Annotated in this window: 22 protein-coding genes; 13 read left to right on the forward strand and 9 right to left on the reverse strand. The window is 72.7% G+C overall.

The annotated features are described in order from the left end of the window. Nucleotides 1-122: 122 nt before the first annotated feature. The 8 genes from CPE01_RS11735 to CPE01_RS11770 all read left to right on the forward strand — a co-directional run bounded on the left by CPE01_RS11735 (nucleotide 123) and on the right by CPE01_RS11770 (nucleotide 6,922). Complete coding sequence (locus tag CPE01_RS11735; protein WP_146806929.1) at nucleotides 123-893, forward strand: helix-turn-helix transcriptional regulator; 771 nt, start codon at nucleotides 123-125, stop codon at nucleotides 891-893. Next, nucleotides 890-2,329: a Fe-S cluster assembly protein SufB gene (sufB, locus tag CPE01_RS11740; RefSeq protein ID WP_146806931.1), complete on the forward strand. Its 1,440-nt coding sequence runs from the start codon at nucleotides 890-892 to the stop codon at nucleotides 2,327-2,329. The genes CPE01_RS11735 and sufB overlap by 4 nt, the downstream gene beginning before the upstream one ends. Next, a complete protein-coding gene (gene sufD / locus CPE01_RS11745; protein WP_146806933.1) occupies nucleotides 2,329-3,624 on the forward strand; it encodes a Fe-S cluster assembly protein SufD in 1,296 nt (431 codons plus the stop codon). The genes sufB and sufD overlap by 1 nt, the downstream gene beginning before the upstream one ends. Next, nucleotides 3,621-3,953 carry a non-heme iron oxygenase ferredoxin subunit gene (locus tag CPE01_RS11750; protein ID WP_146806935.1) on the forward strand — a complete coding sequence of 111 codons (333 nt, stop codon included), beginning with the start codon at nucleotides 3,621-3,623 and terminating at the stop codon, nucleotides 3,951-3,953. The genes sufD and CPE01_RS11750 overlap by 4 nt, the downstream gene beginning before the upstream one ends. A 23-nt stretch (nucleotides 3,954-3,976) precedes the next feature. Beyond that, on the forward strand, nucleotides 3,977-4,732 hold the full coding sequence (gene sufC / locus CPE01_RS11755; protein WP_146806937.1) for a Fe-S cluster assembly ATPase SufC: 756 nt from the start codon (nucleotides 3,977-3,979) through the stop codon (nucleotides 4,730-4,732). Nucleotides 4,733-4,806: 74 nt separating this feature from the next. Further along, nucleotides 4,807-6,111 (forward strand): SufS family cysteine desulfurase, encoded by a 1,305-nt coding sequence (locus CPE01_RS11760; protein WP_146806939.1) that lies wholly within the window; start codon nucleotides 4,807-4,809, stop codon nucleotides 6,109-6,111. Continuing rightward, nucleotides 6,108-6,596, forward strand: coding sequence for a Fe-S cluster assembly sulfur transfer protein SufU (sufU, locus tag CPE01_RS11765; protein ID WP_146806941.1), 489 nt, complete (start codon nucleotides 6,108-6,110; stop codon nucleotides 6,594-6,596). The genes CPE01_RS11760 and sufU overlap by 4 nt, the downstream gene beginning before the upstream one ends. Further along, complete coding sequence (locus CPE01_RS11770; protein WP_146806943.1) at nucleotides 6,593-6,922, forward strand: metal-sulfur cluster assembly factor; 330 nt, start codon at nucleotides 6,593-6,595, stop codon at nucleotides 6,920-6,922. The genes sufU and CPE01_RS11770 overlap by 4 nt, the downstream gene beginning before the upstream one ends. Nucleotides 6,923-7,155: 233 nt before the next feature. On the opposite strand, the gene CPE01_RS11775 is transcribed toward CPE01_RS11770, so the two are convergent. From CPE01_RS11775 to CPE01_RS11795, 5 genes are read right to left on the reverse strand one after another with little or no spacing between them, the layout of a single operon-like run. Beyond that, a complete protein-coding gene (locus tag CPE01_RS11775) occupies nucleotides 7,156-8,097 on the reverse strand; it encodes an NYN domain-containing protein (RefSeq protein ID WP_146806945.1) in 942 nt (313 codons plus the stop codon). A gap of 34 nt (nucleotides 8,098-8,131) precedes the next feature. Next, complete coding sequence (gene ypfJ / locus CPE01_RS11780) at nucleotides 8,132-9,013, reverse strand: KPN_02809 family neutral zinc metallopeptidase (RefSeq protein ID WP_146806946.1); 882 nt, start codon at nucleotides 9,011-9,013, stop codon at nucleotides 8,132-8,134. A 10-nt stretch (nucleotides 9,014-9,023) separates the two neighbouring features. Further along, nucleotides 9,024-9,773, reverse strand: a complete 750-nt coding sequence (locus CPE01_RS11785; RefSeq protein WP_146806948.1) for an energy-coupling factor transporter transmembrane component T family protein — start codon at nucleotides 9,771-9,773, stop codon at nucleotides 9,024-9,026. 7 nt (nucleotides 9,774-9,780) lie between these two features. Continuing rightward, the gene (locus tag CPE01_RS11790) at nucleotides 9,781-10,500 is read right to left on the reverse strand and encodes an energy-coupling factor ABC transporter ATP-binding protein (RefSeq protein WP_146806950.1); all 720 of its coding nucleotides are present in this window, start codon (nucleotides 10,498-10,500) and stop codon (nucleotides 9,781-9,783) included. Then, entirely contained in the window at nucleotides 10,500-11,201 is a 702-nt protein-coding gene (locus CPE01_RS11795; RefSeq protein ID WP_246783900.1) for a biotin transporter BioY, read from the reverse strand. Before CPE01_RS11795 ends, CPE01_RS11790 begins: the two co-directional genes overlap by 1 nt. Nucleotides 11,202-11,405: 204 nt before the next feature. On the opposite strand from CPE01_RS11795, the gene CPE01_RS11800 reads away from it, so the two are divergent. Beyond that, nucleotides 11,406-13,001, forward strand: a complete 1,596-nt coding sequence (locus tag CPE01_RS11800) for an ABC-F family ATP-binding cassette domain-containing protein (RefSeq protein WP_146806952.1) — start codon at nucleotides 11,406-11,408, stop codon at nucleotides 12,999-13,001. 45 nt (nucleotides 13,002-13,046) lie between these two features. Here CPE01_RS11800 and CPE01_RS11805 read toward each other — a convergent pair whose 3' ends face one another. Genes CPE01_RS11805 through CPE01_RS11815 form a run of 3 tightly spaced genes read right to left on the reverse strand, consistent with a single transcriptional unit; the run spans nucleotide 13,047 to nucleotide 14,523 of the window. After that, on the reverse strand, nucleotides 13,047-13,934 hold the full coding sequence (locus CPE01_RS11805; RefSeq protein WP_146806954.1) for an SURF1 family cytochrome oxidase biogenesis protein: 888 nt from the start codon (nucleotides 13,932-13,934) through the stop codon (nucleotides 13,047-13,049). Further along, a complete protein-coding gene (locus CPE01_RS11810) occupies nucleotides 13,931-14,167 on the reverse strand; it encodes a hypothetical protein (RefSeq protein WP_146806956.1) in 237 nt (78 codons plus the stop codon). The genes CPE01_RS11805 and CPE01_RS11810 overlap by 4 nt, the downstream gene beginning before the upstream one ends. Then, nucleotides 14,164-14,523, reverse strand: a complete 360-nt coding sequence (locus tag CPE01_RS11815; protein ID WP_146806958.1) for a DUF3099 domain-containing protein — start codon at nucleotides 14,521-14,523, stop codon at nucleotides 14,164-14,166. The genes CPE01_RS11810 and CPE01_RS11815 overlap by 4 nt, the downstream gene beginning before the upstream one ends. A 132-nt stretch (nucleotides 14,524-14,655) precedes the next feature. Between CPE01_RS11815 and CPE01_RS11820 the strand changes: the two genes are divergently transcribed. From CPE01_RS11820 to CPE01_RS11835, 4 genes are all read left to right on the forward strand, one after another. Beyond that, the gene (locus CPE01_RS11820) at nucleotides 14,656-15,390 is read left to right on the forward strand and encodes a beta-ketoacyl-ACP reductase (protein ID WP_146806960.1); all 735 of its coding nucleotides are present in this window, start codon (nucleotides 14,656-14,658) and stop codon (nucleotides 15,388-15,390) included. A gap of 32 nt (nucleotides 15,391-15,422) precedes the next feature. After that, nucleotides 15,423-16,193: an enoyl-ACP reductase FabI gene (gene fabI / locus CPE01_RS11825; protein WP_146806962.1), complete on the forward strand. Its 771-nt coding sequence runs from the start codon at nucleotides 15,423-15,425 to the stop codon at nucleotides 16,191-16,193. A 79-nt stretch (nucleotides 16,194-16,272) separates the two neighbouring features. Beyond that, entirely contained in the window at nucleotides 16,273-16,740 is a 468-nt protein-coding gene (locus CPE01_RS11830) for a hypothetical protein (protein WP_146806964.1), read from the forward strand. A 119-nt stretch (nucleotides 16,741-16,859) separates the two neighbouring features. Beyond that, complete coding sequence (locus tag CPE01_RS11835; protein ID WP_246783901.1) at nucleotides 16,860-17,372, forward strand: SixA phosphatase family protein; 513 nt, start codon at nucleotides 16,860-16,862, stop codon at nucleotides 17,370-17,372. Between the two features lie 42 nt (nucleotides 17,373-17,414). Here the strand turns inward: CPE01_RS11835 and serB are convergent, their stop codons facing one another. Continuing rightward, the gene (serB, locus tag CPE01_RS11840; protein ID WP_146806968.1) at nucleotides 17,415-18,050 is read right to left on the reverse strand and encodes a phosphoserine phosphatase SerB; all 636 of its coding nucleotides are present in this window, start codon (nucleotides 18,048-18,050) and stop codon (nucleotides 17,415-17,417) included. Between the last annotated feature and the right edge of the window lie 15 nt (nucleotides 18,051-18,065).

An 18,065-nucleotide genomic window follows, 5' to 3' on the forward strand; every position in this document is an offset into this window, starting at 1 on the left:
CGAATTTGGCAACAACCATGTTTCCGAATGCCCGAACGTCTAGACGTCGGGTCGGTCCCCCGAAGATCCGCCGCGAGCGGGCGTGTCGTCGGGGCCACCCGCGAGGTGCCCGAGGAGGTGGGATGAGCACGACCGCGCACGACGAGCGAACGCCCTCCGTCCGCCCCCAGCAGGAGGACTCGAGCGACGCCACCACGCGCCAGCGCGTGCTGCAGCTCGTCGCAGGCGAGGGCCCCATCACGGCGGCCGAGCTCGCCTCCCGCCTCGACCTGACCCCCGCCGCGATCCGGCGTCACCTCGGCGTGCTCGAGAGTCGCGCGCAGATCGCGGTGCGCGACGGCGCGGGCGTCGGTCCCGCCCGACGCGGCCGACCGGCCCGGCACTACGTCGTCACGGCCCAGGGCCAGTCCGCGCTCTCGCACCGCTACGCGGAGATCGCCGCGCAGGCACTGCGGTTCCTCGCCGACACGGCGGGACCGGACGCCGTCGAGCACTTCGCGGCGCAGCGCGTCGCCGAGCTCGAGGCACGTCTCGCCCCCGCCCTCGACGGGGTCGCGCCGGACGACGTCGCGGGACGCACCGAGGTGCTCGCGCACGAGCTCTCGGCCGACGGCTACGCCGCCACCGCCCGGACCGTCCCTGGTCGGCACGCCGTCCAGCTGTGCCAGGGGCACTGCCCGGTGCAGGACGTCGCGCACGAGTTCCCGCAGCTGTGCGAGGCGGAGGCACGGGCCTTCTCGCGACTGCTCGGCGTCCACGTCCAGCGGCTGGCGACCCTCGCCGGCGGCGGGCACGTCTGCACGACGAACATCCCGGTGGCGGTCGCCTCGACCGACCACCCCACGACCGTCACGACCCCCCCTGTGCTCGCCCCGGAAGGAACGAACGCATGAGCGCACCCACGCAGGACCCGGCACAGCCGATGACGCAGGACGAGGCCATCGCCTCGATCGGCAACTACACCTACGGCTGGCACGACACGGACACCGCCGGCGCGACCGCGCGGCGCGGCCTGTCGGAGGACGTCGTGCGGGAGATCTCCCGGCTCAAGAACGAGCCGGAGTGGATGCTCAAGACGCGGCTCAAGTCGCTGCGGATGTTCGAGAAGAAGCCCATGCCCTGGTGGGGTGCGGACCTGTCGGGCATCGACTTCGACAACATCAAGTACTTCGTGCGGTCCACGGAGAAGCAGGCGGCCAGCTGGGACGACCTGCCCGAGGACATCAAGAACACGTACGACCGCCTGGGCATCCCCGAGGCGGAGAAGCAGCGCCTCGTCGCCGGCGTCGCCGCGCAGTACGAGTCCGAGGTGGTCTACCACCAGATCCAGGAGTCGCTCGAGGAGCAGGGCGTCATCTTCCTCGACACCGACACCGGCCTGCGCGAGCACCCGGAGATCTTCGAGCAGTACTTCGGCTCGGTCATCCCGCCGGGTGACAACAAGTTCGCCTCGCTCAACACCGCCGTGTGGTCGGGCGGCTCGTTCGTCTACGTCCCGCCGGGCGTGCACGTCGAGATCCCGCTGCAGGCCTACTTCCGGATCAACACCGAGAACATGGGCCAGTTCGAGCGGACGCTGATCATCGCCGACGAGGGCTCGTACGTGCACTACGTCGAGGGCTGCACCGCGCCGGTGTACTCCTCGGACTCGCTGCACTCGGCCGTCGTCGAGATCGTCGTCAAGAAGAACGCCCGCGTGCGGTACACGACGATCCAGAACTGGTCGAACAACGTCTACAACCTCGTGACGAAGCGGGCGACTGCGGCCGAGGGCGCGACGATGGAGTGGGTCGACGGCAACATCGGGTCCAAGGTCACCATGAAGTACCCGGCGATCTACCTCATGGGCGAGCACGCCCGGGGCGAGACGCTGTCGATCGCGTTCGCGGGCGAGGGCCAGCACCAGGACGCCGGCTCGAAGATGGTGCACGCCGCGCCGCACACGTCGAGCTCGATCGTCTCGAAGTCGGTCGCGCGCGGCGGTGGCCGCACGTCGTACCGCGGTCTCGTGCAGATCCTCGAGGGCGCCTCGCACTCCGCGTCCAACGTGCTGTGCGACGCGCTGCTCGTCGACCAGATCTCCCGCTCGGACACCTACCCGTACGTGGACGTCCGCGAGGACGACGTGTCGATGGGCCACGAGGCCACGGTGTCCCGCGTGAGCGAGGACCAGCTGTTCTACCTGATGTCCCGAGGCATGCCGGAGACGGAGGCCATGGCGATGATCGTGCGCGGGTTCGTCGAGCCCATCGCACGTGAGCTGCCCATGGAGTACGCCCTCGAGCTGAACCGCCTCATCGAGCTGCAGATGGAAGGGGCCGTCGGCTGATGACGACCACCACGAACGAGTCGGGCCTGACGACCGACCACTCCCGCGCGGTCGCCGACGGCGCGCACACGCACGGCGTGGGTGCCGTCCCCGAGGCCTCGCGCGCCGAGCGCCTGACGTCCTTCGACGTCGCGGACTTCGCGGTCCCGAGCGGTCGCGAGGAGGAGTGGCGGTTCGCGCCCGTCGCGCGCCTCGCGCCGCTGTTCGCCGCGGACTCGGGCGGCGTGCTCGAGGGCCACGGCGTGCTGACCACCGTCGTCGAGTCGCCCGAGGTGAGTGTCGAGATCGTCGACCGCGGCGACGCGCGTCTCGGCGTGGCCGGCAAGCCCGGGGACCGGGCCGCGGCGGTCGCGTGGGCCTCGGTGCCGCGCGCGACGCTCGTGACGATCCCGCGCGAGGCCGTCGCCTCGAAGGTCACGTCGGTCCGGATCGAGGGCGTCGAGGGTGCGGGCACGCACGACGCCCCGCTCGAGGCGACCGCCGCGCACCTCGTCGTGCGGGCCGAGGCGATGTCGCAGGGCACGGTCGTCATCGACCACGTCGGCCACGCCTCGCTCACCGAGACCGTCGAGATCGTCGCCGAGGACGGCGCGCACCTGACGGTCGTCTCGGTGCACGACTGGGCCGAGGGCTCGGTGCACGCCGCGTCCCACCGCCTCACGGTCGGCCGCGACGCCACGGTCAAGCACATCGTCGTGACGCTCGGCGGCGACGTCGTGCGCGTGACGCCCGACGCCGAGTTCACCGGTGAGGGCGGCTCGGTCACGATGCTCGGGCTGTACTTCGCGGACGCGTCGCAGCACCAGGAGCACCGCCTGTTCGTCGACCACGCGGTCCCGAACTGCGTGAGCCGTGTGACCTACAAGGGCGCGCTGCAGGGCGAGGGCGCCCACACGGTGTGGGTCGGCGACGTCCTGATCCGTGCCGAGGCCGAGGGCACCGACACGTACGAGCTCAACCGCAACCTCGTCCTGACCGACGGGGCGCGCGCGGACTCCGTGCCGAACCTCGAGATCGAGACCGGGCTCATCGAGGGCGCGGGGCACGCGTCCGCGACGGGTCGGTTCGACGACGAGCAGCTGTTCTACCTGCGGGCCCGCGGCATCCCGGAGCCCGACGCGCGTCGTCTCGTCGTGCGCGGCTTCTTCGCCGAGCTCGTGCACGAGATCGGCGTGCCCGAGGTCGAGGAGCGCCTCATCGCCGCGATCGAGGCCGAGCTCGAGGAGTCCATGTCCGTGCTCGACCAGGTGTCTGTCGAGGGCGGAGAGGCCGGCGCCGTCGTGGAGCAGGCATGACCGCACAGCTCGCGTGCTACGCGTCGGACGTCCCCACCGGCGGCACGCTGCGCGTCGAGCTCGAGGCCGAGACCGGGACGGTCGAGGTCGCGATCGTGCGTGACGACGACGGCGAGCTGCACGCGATCAGCGACATCTGCTCGCACGGCGCCGTCTCGCTGTCCGACGGCGAGGTGGAGGGCTGCACGATCGAGTGCTGGCTGCACGGCTCGCGCTTCGACCTGCGCTCCGGCAAGCCGCTCGGCCCGCCCGCCGTCACCCCCGTCCCCGTCTACCCGGTCACGCTGGACGGCGAGCGCGTGCTCGTCGACGTCGACCGGACACTCTGACCTTTCACTGAGGAGCACCCCGCATGACCACCCTGGAGATCCGCGACCTGCACGTCAGCGTCGAGACGAAGGAGGGCCCCAAGCCCATCCTGCGCGGCGTCGACCTGACCGTGAACAGCGGCGAGACCCACGCGATCATGGGCCCCAACGGCTCGGGCAAGTCGACGCTCGCGTACTCGCTCGCCGGCCACCCGAAGTACCAGATCACGAGCGGCACCGTGCTGCTCGACGGCGAGGACGTCCTGGAGATGTCCGTGGACGAGCGTGCCCGCGCAGGCATGTTCCTCGCGATGCAGTACCCGGTCGAGGTCCCGGGCGTGTCGGTGTCGAACTTCCTGCGCACCGCCAAGACCGCGATCGACGGCGAGGCGCCCGCGCTGCGCACGTGGGTCAAGGACGTCAAGTCGGCCATGGAGAACCTGCGCATGGACTCGACGTTCGCGGAGCGGTCCGTGAACGAGGGCTTCTCCGGCGGTGAGAAGAAGCGCCACGAGATCCTGCAGATGGAGCTGCTCAAGCCGCGCATCGCGATCCTCGACGAGACCGACTCCGGCCTCGACGTCGACGCCCTGCGCATCGTGTCCGAGGGCGTGAACCGCGTGCGCTCGAACACCGACGTCGGCGTGCTGCTCATCACGCACTACACGCGCATCCTGCGCTACATCCAGCCCGACTTCGTGCACGTCTTCGTCGACGGGCGCATCGCGGAGGAGGGCGGCCCGGAGCTCGCCGAGCGCCTCGAGAACGAGGGCTACGACCGGTTCCTGGTCAACTCCTGACCCACACCACCCGCGTGGGCGAGGGCCCGGCTCTCGCCCACGCGCAGCCGTCGAGGACGATCGAGGGGAACGCCGTGAGCACCACCCTGGAGGCCGCCGAGCTGGCAGCCGTGCGCGCCGACTTCCCGCTGCTGGAGCGCACGCTGCGCGGCGGCAAGCGGCTCGTCTACCTCGACTCGGGCGCCACGTCGCAGAAGCCGGACGTGGTCCTCGACGCCGAGCAGGACTTCTACCTGCAGCGCAACGCCGCCGTGCACCGCGGTGCGCACCAGCTCGCCGAGGAGGCGACCGAGGCGTTCGAGGACGCGCGTGCACGTGTCGCGTCGTTCGTCGGCGCGTCGCCGGGCGAGATCGTCTGGACGTCGAACGCGACCGCGGGGATCAACCTCGTCGCGTACGCGATGTCGAACGCAAGCGTCGGGCGCGGGGGAGCGGCCGCCGAGCGGTTCGCGCTCGGCCCGGGCGACGAGATCGTCGTGACCGAGGTCGAGCACCACGCGAACCTCGTGCCGTGGCAGGAGCTCGCAGCCCGCACGGGGGCGACGCTGCGCTGGATCGGCGTGGCCGACGACGGCCGGCTGCGGACCGAAGAGCTCGCGACGGTCGTCACCGACCGCACGCGCGTGCTCGCGTTCACGCACGCGTCGAACGTCACCGGTGCGATCACGGACGTCGCGGCGTTCGTCGCCCGGGCGCGCGAGGTCGGTGCGCTCACGGTGCTCGACGCGTGCCAGTCGGTGCCGCACCTGCCCGTGGACCTGCACGCGCTGGGCGTGGACTTCGCCGCGTTCTCGGGCCACAAGATGCTGGCCCCCACGGGCGTCGGCGCGCTGTACGGGCGGCGCGAGCTGCTCGAGGCGATGCCGCCCGTCACGACGGGCGGGTCGATGGTCGAGGTCGTCACGATGGCGCAGACCACGTACGCGCCGCCGCCGCAGCGGTTCGAGGCGGGCACGCAGATGGTGTCGCAGGCCGTGGCCATGGGCGCGGCGGCGACGTACCTGTCGGACCTGGGCATGGACGCCGTCGCGGCGCACGAGGCGCACCTCGCAGGGCTGCTGCTCGATGCCGTCGCGTCCGTCCCGGGCGTGCGGGTCATCGGCCCGACCGACACCCGCGACCGCCTCGCGACGGTGTCGTTCGTCGTCGACGGCGTGCACGCGCACGACGTCGGGCAGGTGCTCGACGACGCGGGCGTCGCGGTCCGCGTCGGGCACCACTGCGCGCAGCCGCTGCACCGGCGGTTCGGCGTTGCCGCGACCGCACGCGCGTCGGCCGCGGTCTACACGACCGACGAGGAGATCGAGGTCTTCCGGGAAGCACTGGCGGGGGTCCGCGCGTTCTTCGGGGTGACGGACGAGCGCGAGGGAGTCGCATGAGCAGCTCGATGGAGCAGCTGTACCAGCAGGTCATCCTGGACCACGCGAAGTTCCCGCACGGGCGGGGGCTCGGCGAGGCGGTCGTGGGCGTGCACTCCGCGCAGTCGCACCAGGTGAACCCGACCTGCGGCGACGAGGTGACCCTCCAGGTCGACGTCGACGACGCGGGCGTGGTCCGCGGCGTGCGATGGGACGGTCAGGGCTGCTCGATCTCGCAGGCGTCGGTCTCCGTGCTGCACGACCTCGTCGTCGACCAGCCGCTGTCGACCGTCGACCGGCTCGCGGGCTCGTTCCGCGAGCTGATGCAGTCCAAGGGCCAGGGCCTGGACGACGAGGACGCCGAGGAGGCGCTCGGCGACGCCGCGGCCTTCACGGGCGTCGGCAAGTTCTCGGCGCGCGTCAAGTGCGCCCTGCTCGGCTGGGTCGCGTTGGACGACGCGCTCATCAAGACCGGTGCTCCCCGCACCGAGAGGGAGGACGCATGAGCACCCCCACGACACCGTCGCCCTCGACGGTCGCCGACGTCGAGGAGGCCATGCGCGACGTCATCGACCCCGAGCTCGGCATCAACGTCGTCGACCTCGGGCTCGTGTACGGCATCGCGCTCGAGCAGAACACCGCGGTGATCGACATGACGCTCACGTCGGCGGCGTGCCCGCTCACCGACGTCATCGAGGACCAGTCGGCCCAGGCTCTCGACGGCATCGTCGACGGCTTCCGGATCAACTGGGTCTGGATGCCGCCGTGGGGCCCCGAGAAGATCACCGACGACGGCCGCGAGCAGATGCGAGCGCTCGGCTTCAACATCTGACGCGGCACGACGGGAGGCGGTGGACGACGAACGCGTCGTCCACCGCCTCCGTCGTCCCCGGGTCACGTGTGCCGCCCCGGTCGGGAGCGGCGCCGCCGACCCGGCGTGAGTGCAGCGATCGATGCCGCCAAGGTGCACCCGACCGGCACGGTTGCTGCATTCATCCCTGCACCGAGCGGGGCAGAGCGCGACCGGCCGCGGCGTCAGGCGTCGTGCACCGGCGCTCCGCGTGGTCAGCGGTAGCTGGGGCGCAGGCGGACGCGCGGCTGGTGCTTGGCCGACTCCTTGGCGATCTCGACGATGCTCGTGCGCGAGGCGATGAAGTCGCTGAACGACGTGAAGCCGAGCGGTCGCTCGGAGAACGCCGGGTCGAGGCGCACCATCTGGCTCTTCACCTCGCCGTACGAGAGCCAGGGCTCGTCGTCCTTCTTCGCGTGGATGAGCCGCATCGCGCGCATGAGCAGCTGCGTCGCCCGGCGCTGCGCGGCGCGGTCGCCGTTGGGCGCCTGCTCCGCCGGGCGCTCGTCGGGTGCCTCGGACGCGGCGTCCGGGGAGGCGGCCGGTGCCGGGACGGCCGGCACGTCGGGCTCGTCGTCCTCCGGCGGCGCGGAGGTGTCGAGGATCGCGTCGTAGTCGGCGTACTCGTCGCACGCGGACATGAGCGAACGGCTCGTCGAGCCCGCGACACCGACGCCGATGACCGTGCGGCCCAGGCGCTTGGCGCGCTGCGCGAGCGCGATGTAGTCGGAGTCGCCCGCGATGATCACGACGTGCGTGAGGTCCTCGAGGCGGAACAGGTCCTCGATGACGTCGACCGCGAGCCGGATGTCCGCGCCGTTCTTCATGCGCGGGCCCACGGGGAACAGCTGCGTGAGGTCGACCGCGCGGTCGATGAGCTGCTGGTGGTAGCCGGCGTTGACGGGCTGCGACCAGTCCGCGTACGCGCGGCTGACGACGACGCGGCCGAAGGACGACGCGTAGTCGATGATCGCATCCACGTCGACCCGCGCGGCGCGCAGCCGCGTCGCGACCTCGCCGTCGCCGTCGAGGCGGTGTCGGCGCGCGTCGTCGGACTGGAACGCGCCCCGGCGGTGCACCTGGTCGTACCGCGAGATGACGATGTTGTCGAAGTCGATGTAGACCGCGACGCGGGCGGCGCTCTCGTCCGTGCTCATAGGGGGAGTCTGCCGTGGATGAGGCCCTCGCGGGTCACAGGTCGCGGGCGGCGAACGTGTCGCACGCCGCGAGGTCGCGCTTCTCGTAGCCGGTGGTGAACCACCGCTGGCGCTGCTCGCTCGAGCCGTGCGTCCACGAGTCGGGGTTCACGCCGCTGCCGGACTGCTGCTGGATGTGGTCGTCGCCGACAGCCTCGGCGGCGTCGATCGCCTGCGCGAGCTCCTCGGCGGTGATCGGCTTGAGGTAGGTGACGCCGGTGTCCGGGTCCTTCGTCGTCGCGGCGTTGCCGGCCCACATGCCCGCGTAGCAGTCGGCCTGCAGCTCGACGCGCACGGAGTCCGACTCGGCGCCCGTGCCGCCGCGGTCGGCGGAGTCGAAGACGCCCGTGACGTGCTGGATGTGGTGGCCGTACTCGTGCGCGTAGACGTACATCTCGGCGAGCGGCCCGCCCTGCGCGCCGAACCGGCTCGTGAGCAGGTCGAAAAAGCCGAGGTCGAGGTAGATCGTCTGGTCGCCCGGGCAGTAGAAGGGCCCGGACGCCGAGGACGCCTGCCCGCACGCCGTCGAGACCGCGGACGTGAACTCGACGGCCTCGGGGATGTTGGCGTCCGCGTCGGCCAGCGTCGACGACCAGTACGTGTCGAGCGAGTCGAGCGTCGCGGACAGGCGGCACGCGCGGTCGGTGTTGGCCTGCTCGGCGGTGCACTCGCCGATCGTCGAGTCGGTCCCCGGCTCCCCGCCGCCACCCCCGCCGAGGAGTGCGGTCGGGTCGTTGCCCGTGAGCAGGCTGATCGCGAGGATCACGAGCAGCCCGAGGCCGCCCACGCCGCCGCCGATCGCCGCACCGCGCCCCGCGCCGGAACGGCGCGACTGCACGCGCCCACCGCCGAAGCTGCCACCTTCCTGGAACGTCACGACGAGGACGCTAGTCCTCGCCGCGACCCCGCGCGCGCTCAGCGGGGGAGACATCCTCGCCCAGGCCACGTGCCGCGAGCGCCTCCCCGGTCGCACGCGCGTGGCCGACCATGCGCACCGCGGCCGGTACGACGACGGCGCGCGGCGAACGTTCGAGCCCACGCGCCCGCGCGGCGTCGCGGGACTGCGCCGCCGCGTGCACGAGCACCGGGACGGACCGCAGCATGAGGCTGATCGCGAGCGCGACGGTCTCGGGCGCGAGCCCGACGTGCCGCAGGGGTCGTGCCGCGCGGCGCACGGCGTCGAGCAGGTCGTCGGCCCGGGTGGTCGCGGTGACCACGGTCGCGAGCAGGACGAGGGCGAGCAGGTCCGCCGCCGTCTCGAACCCGACGGCCCACCCGCGGGCCCACGTCTGGTAGACGCCGACGACGAGCGCGACGACCGCGAAGCCCGTCAGACCACGTCGGGTGCGGTGCCAGTGCAGGCCGGCGACGACGTGCGCGAGCACCGCGACGCCGAGGGCGACCGCGGCGCTCAGCGGTCCGCGCACCAGCACGACGGCCAGGCCGCTCACCGCGAGGGCGAGCAGCTTGCCCGCAGCCGGGGCGCGGTGCAGCGGCGAGGTGCCGGGCTGGTACAGGCCGAGCGGACCGGACCACGCCGGACGCAGGGGACCGCCCCCGCGTCGCCGTGCCCTCGGGCCGACGCCAGTCCCGTGCGGCTCGGCGGCTGGCTCGGGCGTCACCCGTGCGGCGGTCATCGTCGGCTCATCGTCGGCTCGGCGACCGCATGAGCGACTCGTAGGCGGCGACCGCCTCGGCAGGCGGGCCGTCGTGCACGACGAGGCCCTCGTCGACGACGAGCACGCGCTCGGCGCGGCGCGCGGCGTCGAGGTCGTGCGTGACGACGACGACCTGCTGCGGCAGGCTCGCCAGGAGGTCGTCGACCACGCCGCGCCAGCGCAGGTCGAGCAACGTCGTCGGCTCGTCGCACACGAGCACGTCGGGGTCGGTCGCGAGCACGCTCGTCAGCGCGAGGAGCTGCCGCTGCCCGCCGGACAGCGCGTGCACCGGCAGGTCGGCGCGGTCGGCCAGCCCGACGCGCGCGAGCGCGTCCCGGGCGCGCGCCTCGCGCTCGGTCGAGTCGGGGACCGTGCGGCGCAACGAGAGCGCGACGTCCTCGACGGGCGTCGGCATCACGAGCTGCGCGTCCGGGTCGGTGAAGACGAACCCCACGCGTCGTCGGACGGCCGGGCCGTCGTGCGCGGTGGAGAGCCCGTCGACGACCACCGAGCCGGCCGATGGCAGGACGAGACCGTTGAGCAGGCGCGCAAGGGTCGACTTGCCGGACCCGTTCGCGCCGACGACCGCGACGCGGCGCTCGGCGATCGTCGTCGAGACCGGGCCGAGCAGGCGCGTGACCGTGTCCGGACCGCCTGCGGGGTCGGGGGTCCAGGCCGTGACGAGCGCGTCGCGCAGCTCGATCATCAGCGACGCCGGCGCAGCAGGTCCGGGTAGTGCGCGAACACCGCCATGGCGACGCCCGCCGCGAGCAGGTTCTTGACCACGTCGCCCGGCAGGTACACCGCGCCCCACCCGAACGCCTCGCCGATGGTCACGTGGAAGTGGCGGGCCATGCCGACGATCCCCGCGGGGTGGATCGTCAGCGCCGTGCCGATCACGCCGCTCGCGACCAGCACGAGGTAGCGCGCCTGACCGGTCGCGGCGCGCGCGGGACCAGCGAGCCAGCCCGCGAGCGCGGCCGCGAACGGGAATGCGAGCAGGTACCCCGCGCTCGGCCCGGCCAGGACCGCGAGACCGCCGGTCCCGCCCGAGAACACCGGCACCCCCGCGAAGCCGACAGCGAGGTAGAGCAGCACGGCGAGCGCGCCGCGTCGCCAGCCCAGCACGAGGCCGGCGAGGACGACGCCGAACGTCTGCAGCGTGACCGGCACGCCCGTGCCCGTCGGGATGCCGGGGATGATCGCGCACGCGGACAGGAACGCGGCGAACGTCGCGACGAGCGCGAGGTCGGTCGCCAGACCGTGGGCGCGCTCGGCCGGCTCGGGCAGCGCGTGGTCGAGCACCGCTGTGGGGTCCAGGGCCGTGGGGTCGGCTCCGCTCGGGGCGTCGGCACCGGCGGTCGCCCCGGGCGCTATCAGAAGGTCGTGCTCGCGTGCGTCGGCCACGGGTGGTCTCCTCGGGTCGGCTTGCTCGGCGGTCGGCGATCGGGCTCGTCGGCCCGTCGCGGTGCGACGTGGTCTCCTGGGTGTGACGCGGTGCGCGTCGTCGGGAGAAAAAGGCGGCAGGTCGTCACGCTAGCGGTCGTTAGGATTGATGGCGTTTGTGCGCCCGCCCAACACGTGAGCGGGCTTTCCGGAGGAAACCACCACGTGATCACCGCTCATGGCGTCGGCCTGCGCATCGGCGCACGCGAGCTGCTCGCCGAGACCTCGTTCAGGATCGCCGCGGGCGACCGGATCGGTCTCGTCGGCCGCAACGGCGCCGGCAAGACGACCCTCACCAAGACGCTCGCCGGCCAGTCGCAGCCGACGAGCGGCTCGATCACGCGCGGTGAGGTCGGCTACCTGCCGCAGGACCCCGCGACGGGCGACCTCGACGTGCTCGCGCTCGACCGCGTGCTCTCGGCGCGCGGCCTGGACGAGATCGTGCGGAACATGCGCGCGACCGAGGTCGTGATGGCCGAGGGCGACGACGCGGCCCGTGCCAAGGCGATGGAGCGCTACACGCGCCTCGAGGCGCGCTTCACCGCGGCGGGGGGCTACGCGGCGGAGTCCGAGGCGCACCGCATCACGGCGAACCTGGGGCTCGACGACCGGGTGCTGGGGCAGACGCTCGGCACGTTGTCGGGTGGTCAGCGCCGGCGCGTCGAGCTCGCGCGCATCCTGTTCTCCGGTGTCGAGACGTTGCTCCTCGACGAGCCGACGAACCACCTCGACGCCGACTCGATCGCGTGGCTGCGCGACTACCTCAAGTCGTACTCGGGCGGCTTCGTCGTGATCTCGCACGATGTCGAGCTGCTGCGCGCCACGGTGAACAAGGTCTTCCACCTGGACGCGAACCGCGCCGCGCTCGACCAGTACAACCTGGGCTGGGACGCCTACCTGCTGCAGCGCGAGACCGACGAGAAGCGCCGCCGCCGCGAGCGCGCGAACGCCGAGAAGAAGGCCGCGGCGCTCATGGCGCAGGCCGACAAGATGCGTGCGAAGGCGACCAAGGCCGTCGCGGCGCAGAACATGGCGCGGCGCGCCGAGAAGATGCTGTCGGGTCTCGAGGAGGCCCGCGTGAGCGACAAGGTCGCCAAGCTGAGGTTCCCGGACCCCGCGCCGTGCGGGCGCACGCCGCTCACGGCGTCGGACCTGTCGAAGTCCTACGGCTCGCAGGAGGTCTTCACGGGCGTCGACCTCGCGATCGACCGGGGCTCGCGGGTCGTCGTCCTGGGGCTGAACGGTGCCGGCAAGACGACGCTGCTGCGGCTGCTGTCGGGGCTGGAGCAGCCGGACACCGGTGAGGTGCACCCGGGCCACGGGCTCAAGCTCGGGTACTACGCGCAGGAGCACGAGACCCTCGACCTGGAGCGGACCGTGGTCGAGAACCTGCGCTCGGCCGCGCCCGACCTGACGGACACGCAGGTGCGCTCGGTGCTGGGCTCGTTCCTGTTCTCGGGCGACGACGCCGACAAGCCCGCGCGCGTGCTGTCCGGCGGTGAGAAGACGCGTCTGGCGCTCGCGGCGCTCGTCGTCTCGTCGGCGAACGTCCTGCTGCTCGACGAGCCGACGAACAACCTCGACCCGGCGAGCCGTGAGGAGATTCTCGCGGCCCTGCGCGGCTACAAGGGTGCGGTCGTCCTGGTCAGCCACGACGAGGGCGCGGTCGCGGCGCTCGACCCCGAGCGCGTGCTCCTGCTGCCGGACGGCGACGAGGACCTCTGGAACGCCGACTACCTGGACCTGATCACCCTCGCCTGAGGCGTCGCGAGGGCAGCCGAGGGGCCCGCGACGGGCCCTGCGGGCTCAGCCGCCGGGGCGCCGGTCCGGGACCTGCGCGTCGATCAGCGCGTCCTCCTCGGCCTCGGCACGGCCCTCGCGGCGGCGCGGGCGTGCCGGTCGTGGCGGTGCCTGCGGCCGGGACGGGTCGCCCGACGGCTCGGGCGTGGGACCGGTGCCGTCGCGCTCCTCGACGACCTCGCGGCGCGCGAGCCATGTGAAGCCGACGAGGCCGCCGAGCGCGAACGCCCACCACTGGAACGCGTACGACAGGTGCGAGCCCGGGTCGAGGTCGGGCTGGGGCAGGGCCCCGAGCGCGTCCTGAGCGGGCGGGTCCTCGCTCACGAGCTGCCCGTAGGTGTGCGCGTAGGGCGTCGTGCCCTCGATGCCACCCGCGGTCAGCACCTGGTGCGGCGCGATGGCCTGGACCGAGCCGGCGGGTGCGCCGCGCGTCGAGGTGTTCTCCGCGTGGCGCAGGCGCGCGACGAGCCGCACGTCGCCGGCGGGCGCCGCCGGGACGTCCACGGCTGCGCTCGCGTCCGCGCCCGTCGGCACCCAGCCGCGGTCGACGACGAGCACGTCACCGGTGGCCGCCACCTCGAACGGCACGAGCACGTGGTACGAGGGGCGGCCGTCGACGGGACGGTTGCGCAGGAGCACGGTGGCGTCGCTCAGGTAGTGGCCGTCGAGGAGGACTTGGCGCCACTCGTCGTCGCCCGCGAGCACCGCGGACGGGCTCGCCAGGACGTCGGCGAGCGGGACGGGCGTCGCGTCGTAGTTGCGCTCCACGGTGGCGATCTGCGCGTCGCGCCACTCGTGCCGGTGCCACTGCCACCGCCCGAGGAACGTGCACACCACCGCGAGGACGACGCCGACGAGCACGAGACCGGCGGCACGCCGCCGGACGGGTGTCACGTCCCGTCCGCCGCGACGAGCTGCGCCACGGGCACGGTGTCCTTCAGGAACGCGCGCACCTCGAGGAACTGCGTGAGGTGGTCCAGGTGGTCGTCGCACGCGAGCCACACCTTGCGCCGGTCGGGCGTGTGCAGCTTGGGGTTGTTCCACAGCAGCCCCCAGGTCGCGTCGCGACGGCAGCCGCGTGCGCTGCAGATCGGCTCGTCGACCGGGTCGGGAACAGGAAGGGTCACCGCGGGCCTCCGTCGGCGGGGTCGGGACGGGTGTCGGGGCTGGTGTCGAGGCGCAGCGACGATGCGCCCGGGCCGATCTCGCGCGGGTCGACGAAGGGCTCGAGCTCGTCGCGGCGCTCGCGACCCGCGTTGGCGAAGATCACCGCCACGTAGGGCAGCACGACGGTGGCGCTGACCAGGACGAGCGAGATCCACAGGGGGACGTGCGACCACGTGACGATCGTCAGCAGGAAGCACACGAGGCGGATGCCCATCTGCACCAGGTACCGGCGCTGACGACGGGCGACGTCCTGCGCGAGCGGCTCGGGTGCAGCGGTGATGCTGTGCACCTCGGACTCGCGACGTCGGCTCCTCACCCCCTGATCGTACGGTCCCGCAGCACGCCATCGACGTCCGGGGCGGTTGTGGGGCTCCCACAACGCCGGCCTGGCAACGTGTGCGGTGCCGGTGCCGCGACGAGCGCGTCCGCTCGGATAGCGTCGTGTCTCGTGCCTGAGACTTCCGACAACTCCAGCGTCCAGCCGCGCGTCGTCCTCGTGACCGGCGCGAACCGCGGCATCGGACGAGCGATCGCCGAGCGGTTCGTCGCCGCGGGGGACAAGGTCGCCACGATCTACCGCTCCGGCGAGCTGCCCGAGGGCGTCTTCGGCGTCGTCGGCGACGTCCGGGACACCGCGTCGGTGGACGCCGCGTTCGCCGCGGTCGAGGCCGAGCTCGGGCCGGTCGAGGTGCTCGTCGCCAACGCGGGGGTCACGCGTGACCAGCTCCTCATGCGGATGTCCGACGAGGAGTTCGACGAGGTCCTGGACGTCAACCTCAAGGGCGCGTTCCGGTGCGTGCGGCGCGCGAGCAAGGGCATGATCCGGCTGCGCCGCGGGCGCATCGTGCTCATCTCGTCGGTGGTCGGCCTGTACGGCGGACCCGGCCAGGTCAACTACGCGTCGTCGAAGGCCGCGCTCGTCGGCATGGCCCGCTCGATCACGCGCGAGCTCGGCGCACGGGGGATCACCGCGAACGTCGTCGCCCCCGGCTTCATCGACACCGACATGACGCGTGCCCTGCCCGAGGCCACGCAGACCTCCTACAAGGCCGCGATCCCCGCGGGGCGGTTCGCGCAGCCCGACGAGGTCGCCGCCGCCGTCGAGTTCCTCGCCTCGCCCCCCGCCGCGTACATCAGCGGGGCCGTGCTGCCGGTCGACGGTGGCCTCGGCATGGGCCACTGACCCTCCAGCACCCTCCAGGAAGAGAGACCACCATGGGCCTGCTCACCGGCAAGAAGCTCCTCGTCACCGGCGTCCTGACGGACGGCTCTATCGCGTTCCACGTCGCGCGGCTCGCACAGGAGGAGGGCGCCCAGGTGGTGCTCACCTCGTTCGACCGCCAGTTCCGCCTCACGCAGGTGATCGCTCGTCGTCTGCCCGTCGAGGCACCCGTCGTCCAGCTCGACGTCACCGACGCCGAGGACCTGGCGGCGCTCGCGGACCGCGTGCGCGAGGCCGGCCTCGACTCGCTCGACGGCGTCGTGCACTCGATCGGGTTCGCACCGCAGTCGGTGATGGGAGGCAACTTCCTGGCGGGTGAGTGGGCCGACGTGGCCACCGCGCTCGAGGTCTCGGCGTACTCGCTGAAGTCCCTCGCCGTCGCGACGCAGCCGCTCCTGACGAACGGCGGCTCGATCGTCGGTCTGACGTTCGACGCCAAGTTCGCGTGGCCGGTCTACGACTGGATGGGCGTGGCGAAGGCGGCGTTCGAGTCGACCTCGCGCTACCTGGCGCGCGACCTCGGCCCGTCGGGCGTCCGGGTCAACCTCGTCTCCGCGGGTCCGATCCGCACCACGGCCGCCAAGTCGATCCCTGGGTTCGAGGCCATGGAGGCCAACTGGGGGACCCGGGCACCGCTCGGCTGGGACGTCACGGACCCCGAGCCGACCGCTCGCGCGGTCGCCGCACTGCTGTCCGACTGGTTCCCCGCGACCACCGGCGAGATCGTGCACGTGGATGGCGGTGTACACGCGATGGGGCAGTGAAGACGCACGTCGTCAAGGGGTTCAGGTCGGGCGGCATGCTGCCGATGGGGTGAATGTCAGGTCCGACCGAAGGAGTGACATGGACCCACGCACGCACGATCCGGCGCAGCTGGTCGAGACTGCGGCACGTGCGTTGTTCGAGCGGCGCGCCGAGCACAGCGGCCTGCGGTTCGACGCGCTGCCGGTCTGGGCGCTGTGGGTACGCGAGAGCTACCTCGAGGACGCACGAGCCGTCCTCGAGGCCGTCGGGCTGGTTCCCGGACCGCAGCGCGCGACGGGTGACCGCTACGAGCGGCTCGCCGACGCGGCGCTGCGCACGTCGTCGCGACTGCCCGTCGGGCGCGCCGGACGCGTGCCCGCGCAGCGCGCGCCGATCGGGGTGGACGACCGGGTCATCGACCGCATGTCCTCGCCGCGCACCGAGGAGCTCGAGGCGCTGCTGCTCGAGCCGGCCGACGTCGCCGCGCTGGGGTTCAGCGGTGTCGAGAGCTCGCTCGACTGGAAGCCGCCGGTGTCGAGCTGGAACCCGCCGTCGTCCGCGTACTGACCCCGAGGCCGCAGCAGCACTCCTGAGCCCTCGGTCCGGTCGCCGACTGCGACCAGCGCCACAGCCGTCACGGTGCGGCGGCTGTGGTCCGCCCGGGCGCGGGGTGGCACGCTGGTCGCGTGACGACACCCCGACGCCTGGTGCTCCTGCGACACGCCAAGGCCGAGCACCCCGCCGGGCTGCCGGACCACTCCCGACCGCTCGCGCTCGCCGGACGCCGGCAGTCCCCGCTCGTCGGCGCCGCCATGGCCGAGGCGGGCATCGCGCCTGACCTCGTGTGGTGCTCCTCGAGCGTCCGCACCCGCCAGACGTGGGAACTCGTGCGCGGCGCGCTCGGTCTCCAGCCGCCGGTCGAGTACCGCGACGAGGTCTACGACGCGGGGACCGCATCGCTGCTCGCGCTGGTCGCGGCCGCGCCCGAGGACGTCCGCACGCTCGTCGTCGTGGGCCACGAGCCCACGATGTCCCACGCCGCGGCGACCCTCGCCGGGCCTGAGTCCGACCCCGCCACCGTCGCGCGCGTGCAGCTCGGCGTGCCGACCGCGTCCTGGTCGTGGCTCGAGCTGGCCGGGTCGTGGGACGAGGTCGAGCCCCGTGCCGCACGCCTCGTCCGTCTGGTCACCCCGGGCTGACGCGTCTCAGCCGGTCGCGTACCCGGGTGTGCGCCCCGTTCGTCAGACGGCGAACGCAGGGAGGTCGAGCGCGGCGTCGAGCCGGCCGGTGAGGGTCGCGTCCGCCTGGGCCGCCACGACGGGCTTGGCGTTGAACGCGATCCCGAAGCCCGCGGTCGCGAGCATGTCGAGGTCGTTGGCGCCGTCGCCGATCGCGACCGTCGCGGCGAGGTCGGCACCCACGGCCGCGGCGTAGTCGCGCAGTGCCACGCCCTTGGCCGCTCGGTCGATCACGGGGCCGGTGACGCGTCCGGTGAGCCGCCCGTCGGCGACCTCGAGGGCGTTCGCGCGGTACAGCGTGATGCCGAGCGAGGCGGCCAGCGGCCCGACGAGCTCGACGAACCCGCCCGAGACGAGCCCGACGGCCCACCCGCGGGCCTGCACGTCGGCGATCAGCTCGCGCGCGCCGGGCGACAGCTCGAGCTGCGTCCGGACGTCGTCGAAGACGGAGACCGGCAGCCCTGCGAGGGTCGCGACGCGCTCGTGCAGCGAGGTCGCGAACTCGATCTCGCCCCGCATCGCGCGCTCGGTGATCTGCGTGACGAGGTCGAGGGAGCCGGCGTGGGCGGCGAGCATCTCGATCACCTCGCCCGTGATGAGCGTGGAGTCGACATCCATGACGAGCAGACGAGCGGTCACAGCGAGCACAGTAGC

This window comes from Cellulomonas persica (genome assembly GCF_007989825.1).
Taxonomy (GTDB): Bacteria; Actinomycetota; Actinomycetes; order Actinomycetales; family Cellulomonadaceae; genus Cellulomonas; species Cellulomonas persica.

Excerpts from the sequence above, each read along its gene's own strand:
- CPE01_RS11735 (WP_146806929.1), top strand. The coding sequence starts at position 123 with ATGAGCACGACCGCGCACGACGAGCGAACGCCCTCCGTCCGCCCCCAG.
- sufB (WP_146806931.1), top strand. The coding sequence starts at position 890 with ATGAGCGCACCCACGCAGGACCCGGCACAGCCGATGACGCAGGACGAG.
- sufD (WP_146806933.1), top strand. The coding sequence starts at position 2,329 with ATGACGACCACCACGAACGAGTCGGGCCTGACGACCGACCACTCCCGC.
- CPE01_RS11750 (WP_146806935.1), top strand. The coding sequence starts at position 3,621 with ATGACCGCACAGCTCGCGTGCTACGCGTCGGACGTCCCCACCGGCGGC.
- sufC (WP_146806937.1), top strand. The coding sequence starts at position 3,977 with ATGACCACCCTGGAGATCCGCGACCTGCACGTCAGCGTCGAGACGAAG.
- sufU (WP_146806941.1), top strand. The coding sequence starts at position 6,108 with ATGAGCAGCTCGATGGAGCAGCTGTACCAGCAGGTCATCCTGGACCAC.
- CPE01_RS11770 (WP_146806943.1), top strand. The coding sequence starts at position 6,593 with ATGAGCACCCCCACGACACCGTCGCCCTCGACGGTCGCCGACGTCGAG.
- CPE01_RS11775 (WP_146806945.1), bottom strand. The coding sequence starts at position 8,097 with ATGAGCACGGACGAGAGCGCCGCCCGCGTCGCGGTCTACATCGACTTC.
- CPE01_RS11785 (WP_146806948.1), bottom strand. The coding sequence starts at position 9,773 with ATGACCGCCGCACGGGTGACGCCCGAGCCAGCCGCCGAGCCGCACGGG.
- CPE01_RS11790 (WP_146806950.1), bottom strand. The coding sequence starts at position 10,500 with ATGATCGAGCTGCGCGACGCGCTCGTCACGGCCTGGACCCCCGACCCC.
- fabI (WP_146806962.1), top strand. The coding sequence starts at position 15,423 with ATGGGCCTGCTCACCGGCAAGAAGCTCCTCGTCACCGGCGTCCTGACG.
- CPE01_RS11830 (WP_146806964.1), top strand. The coding sequence starts at position 16,273 with ATGGACCCACGCACGCACGATCCGGCGCAGCTGGTCGAGACTGCGGCA.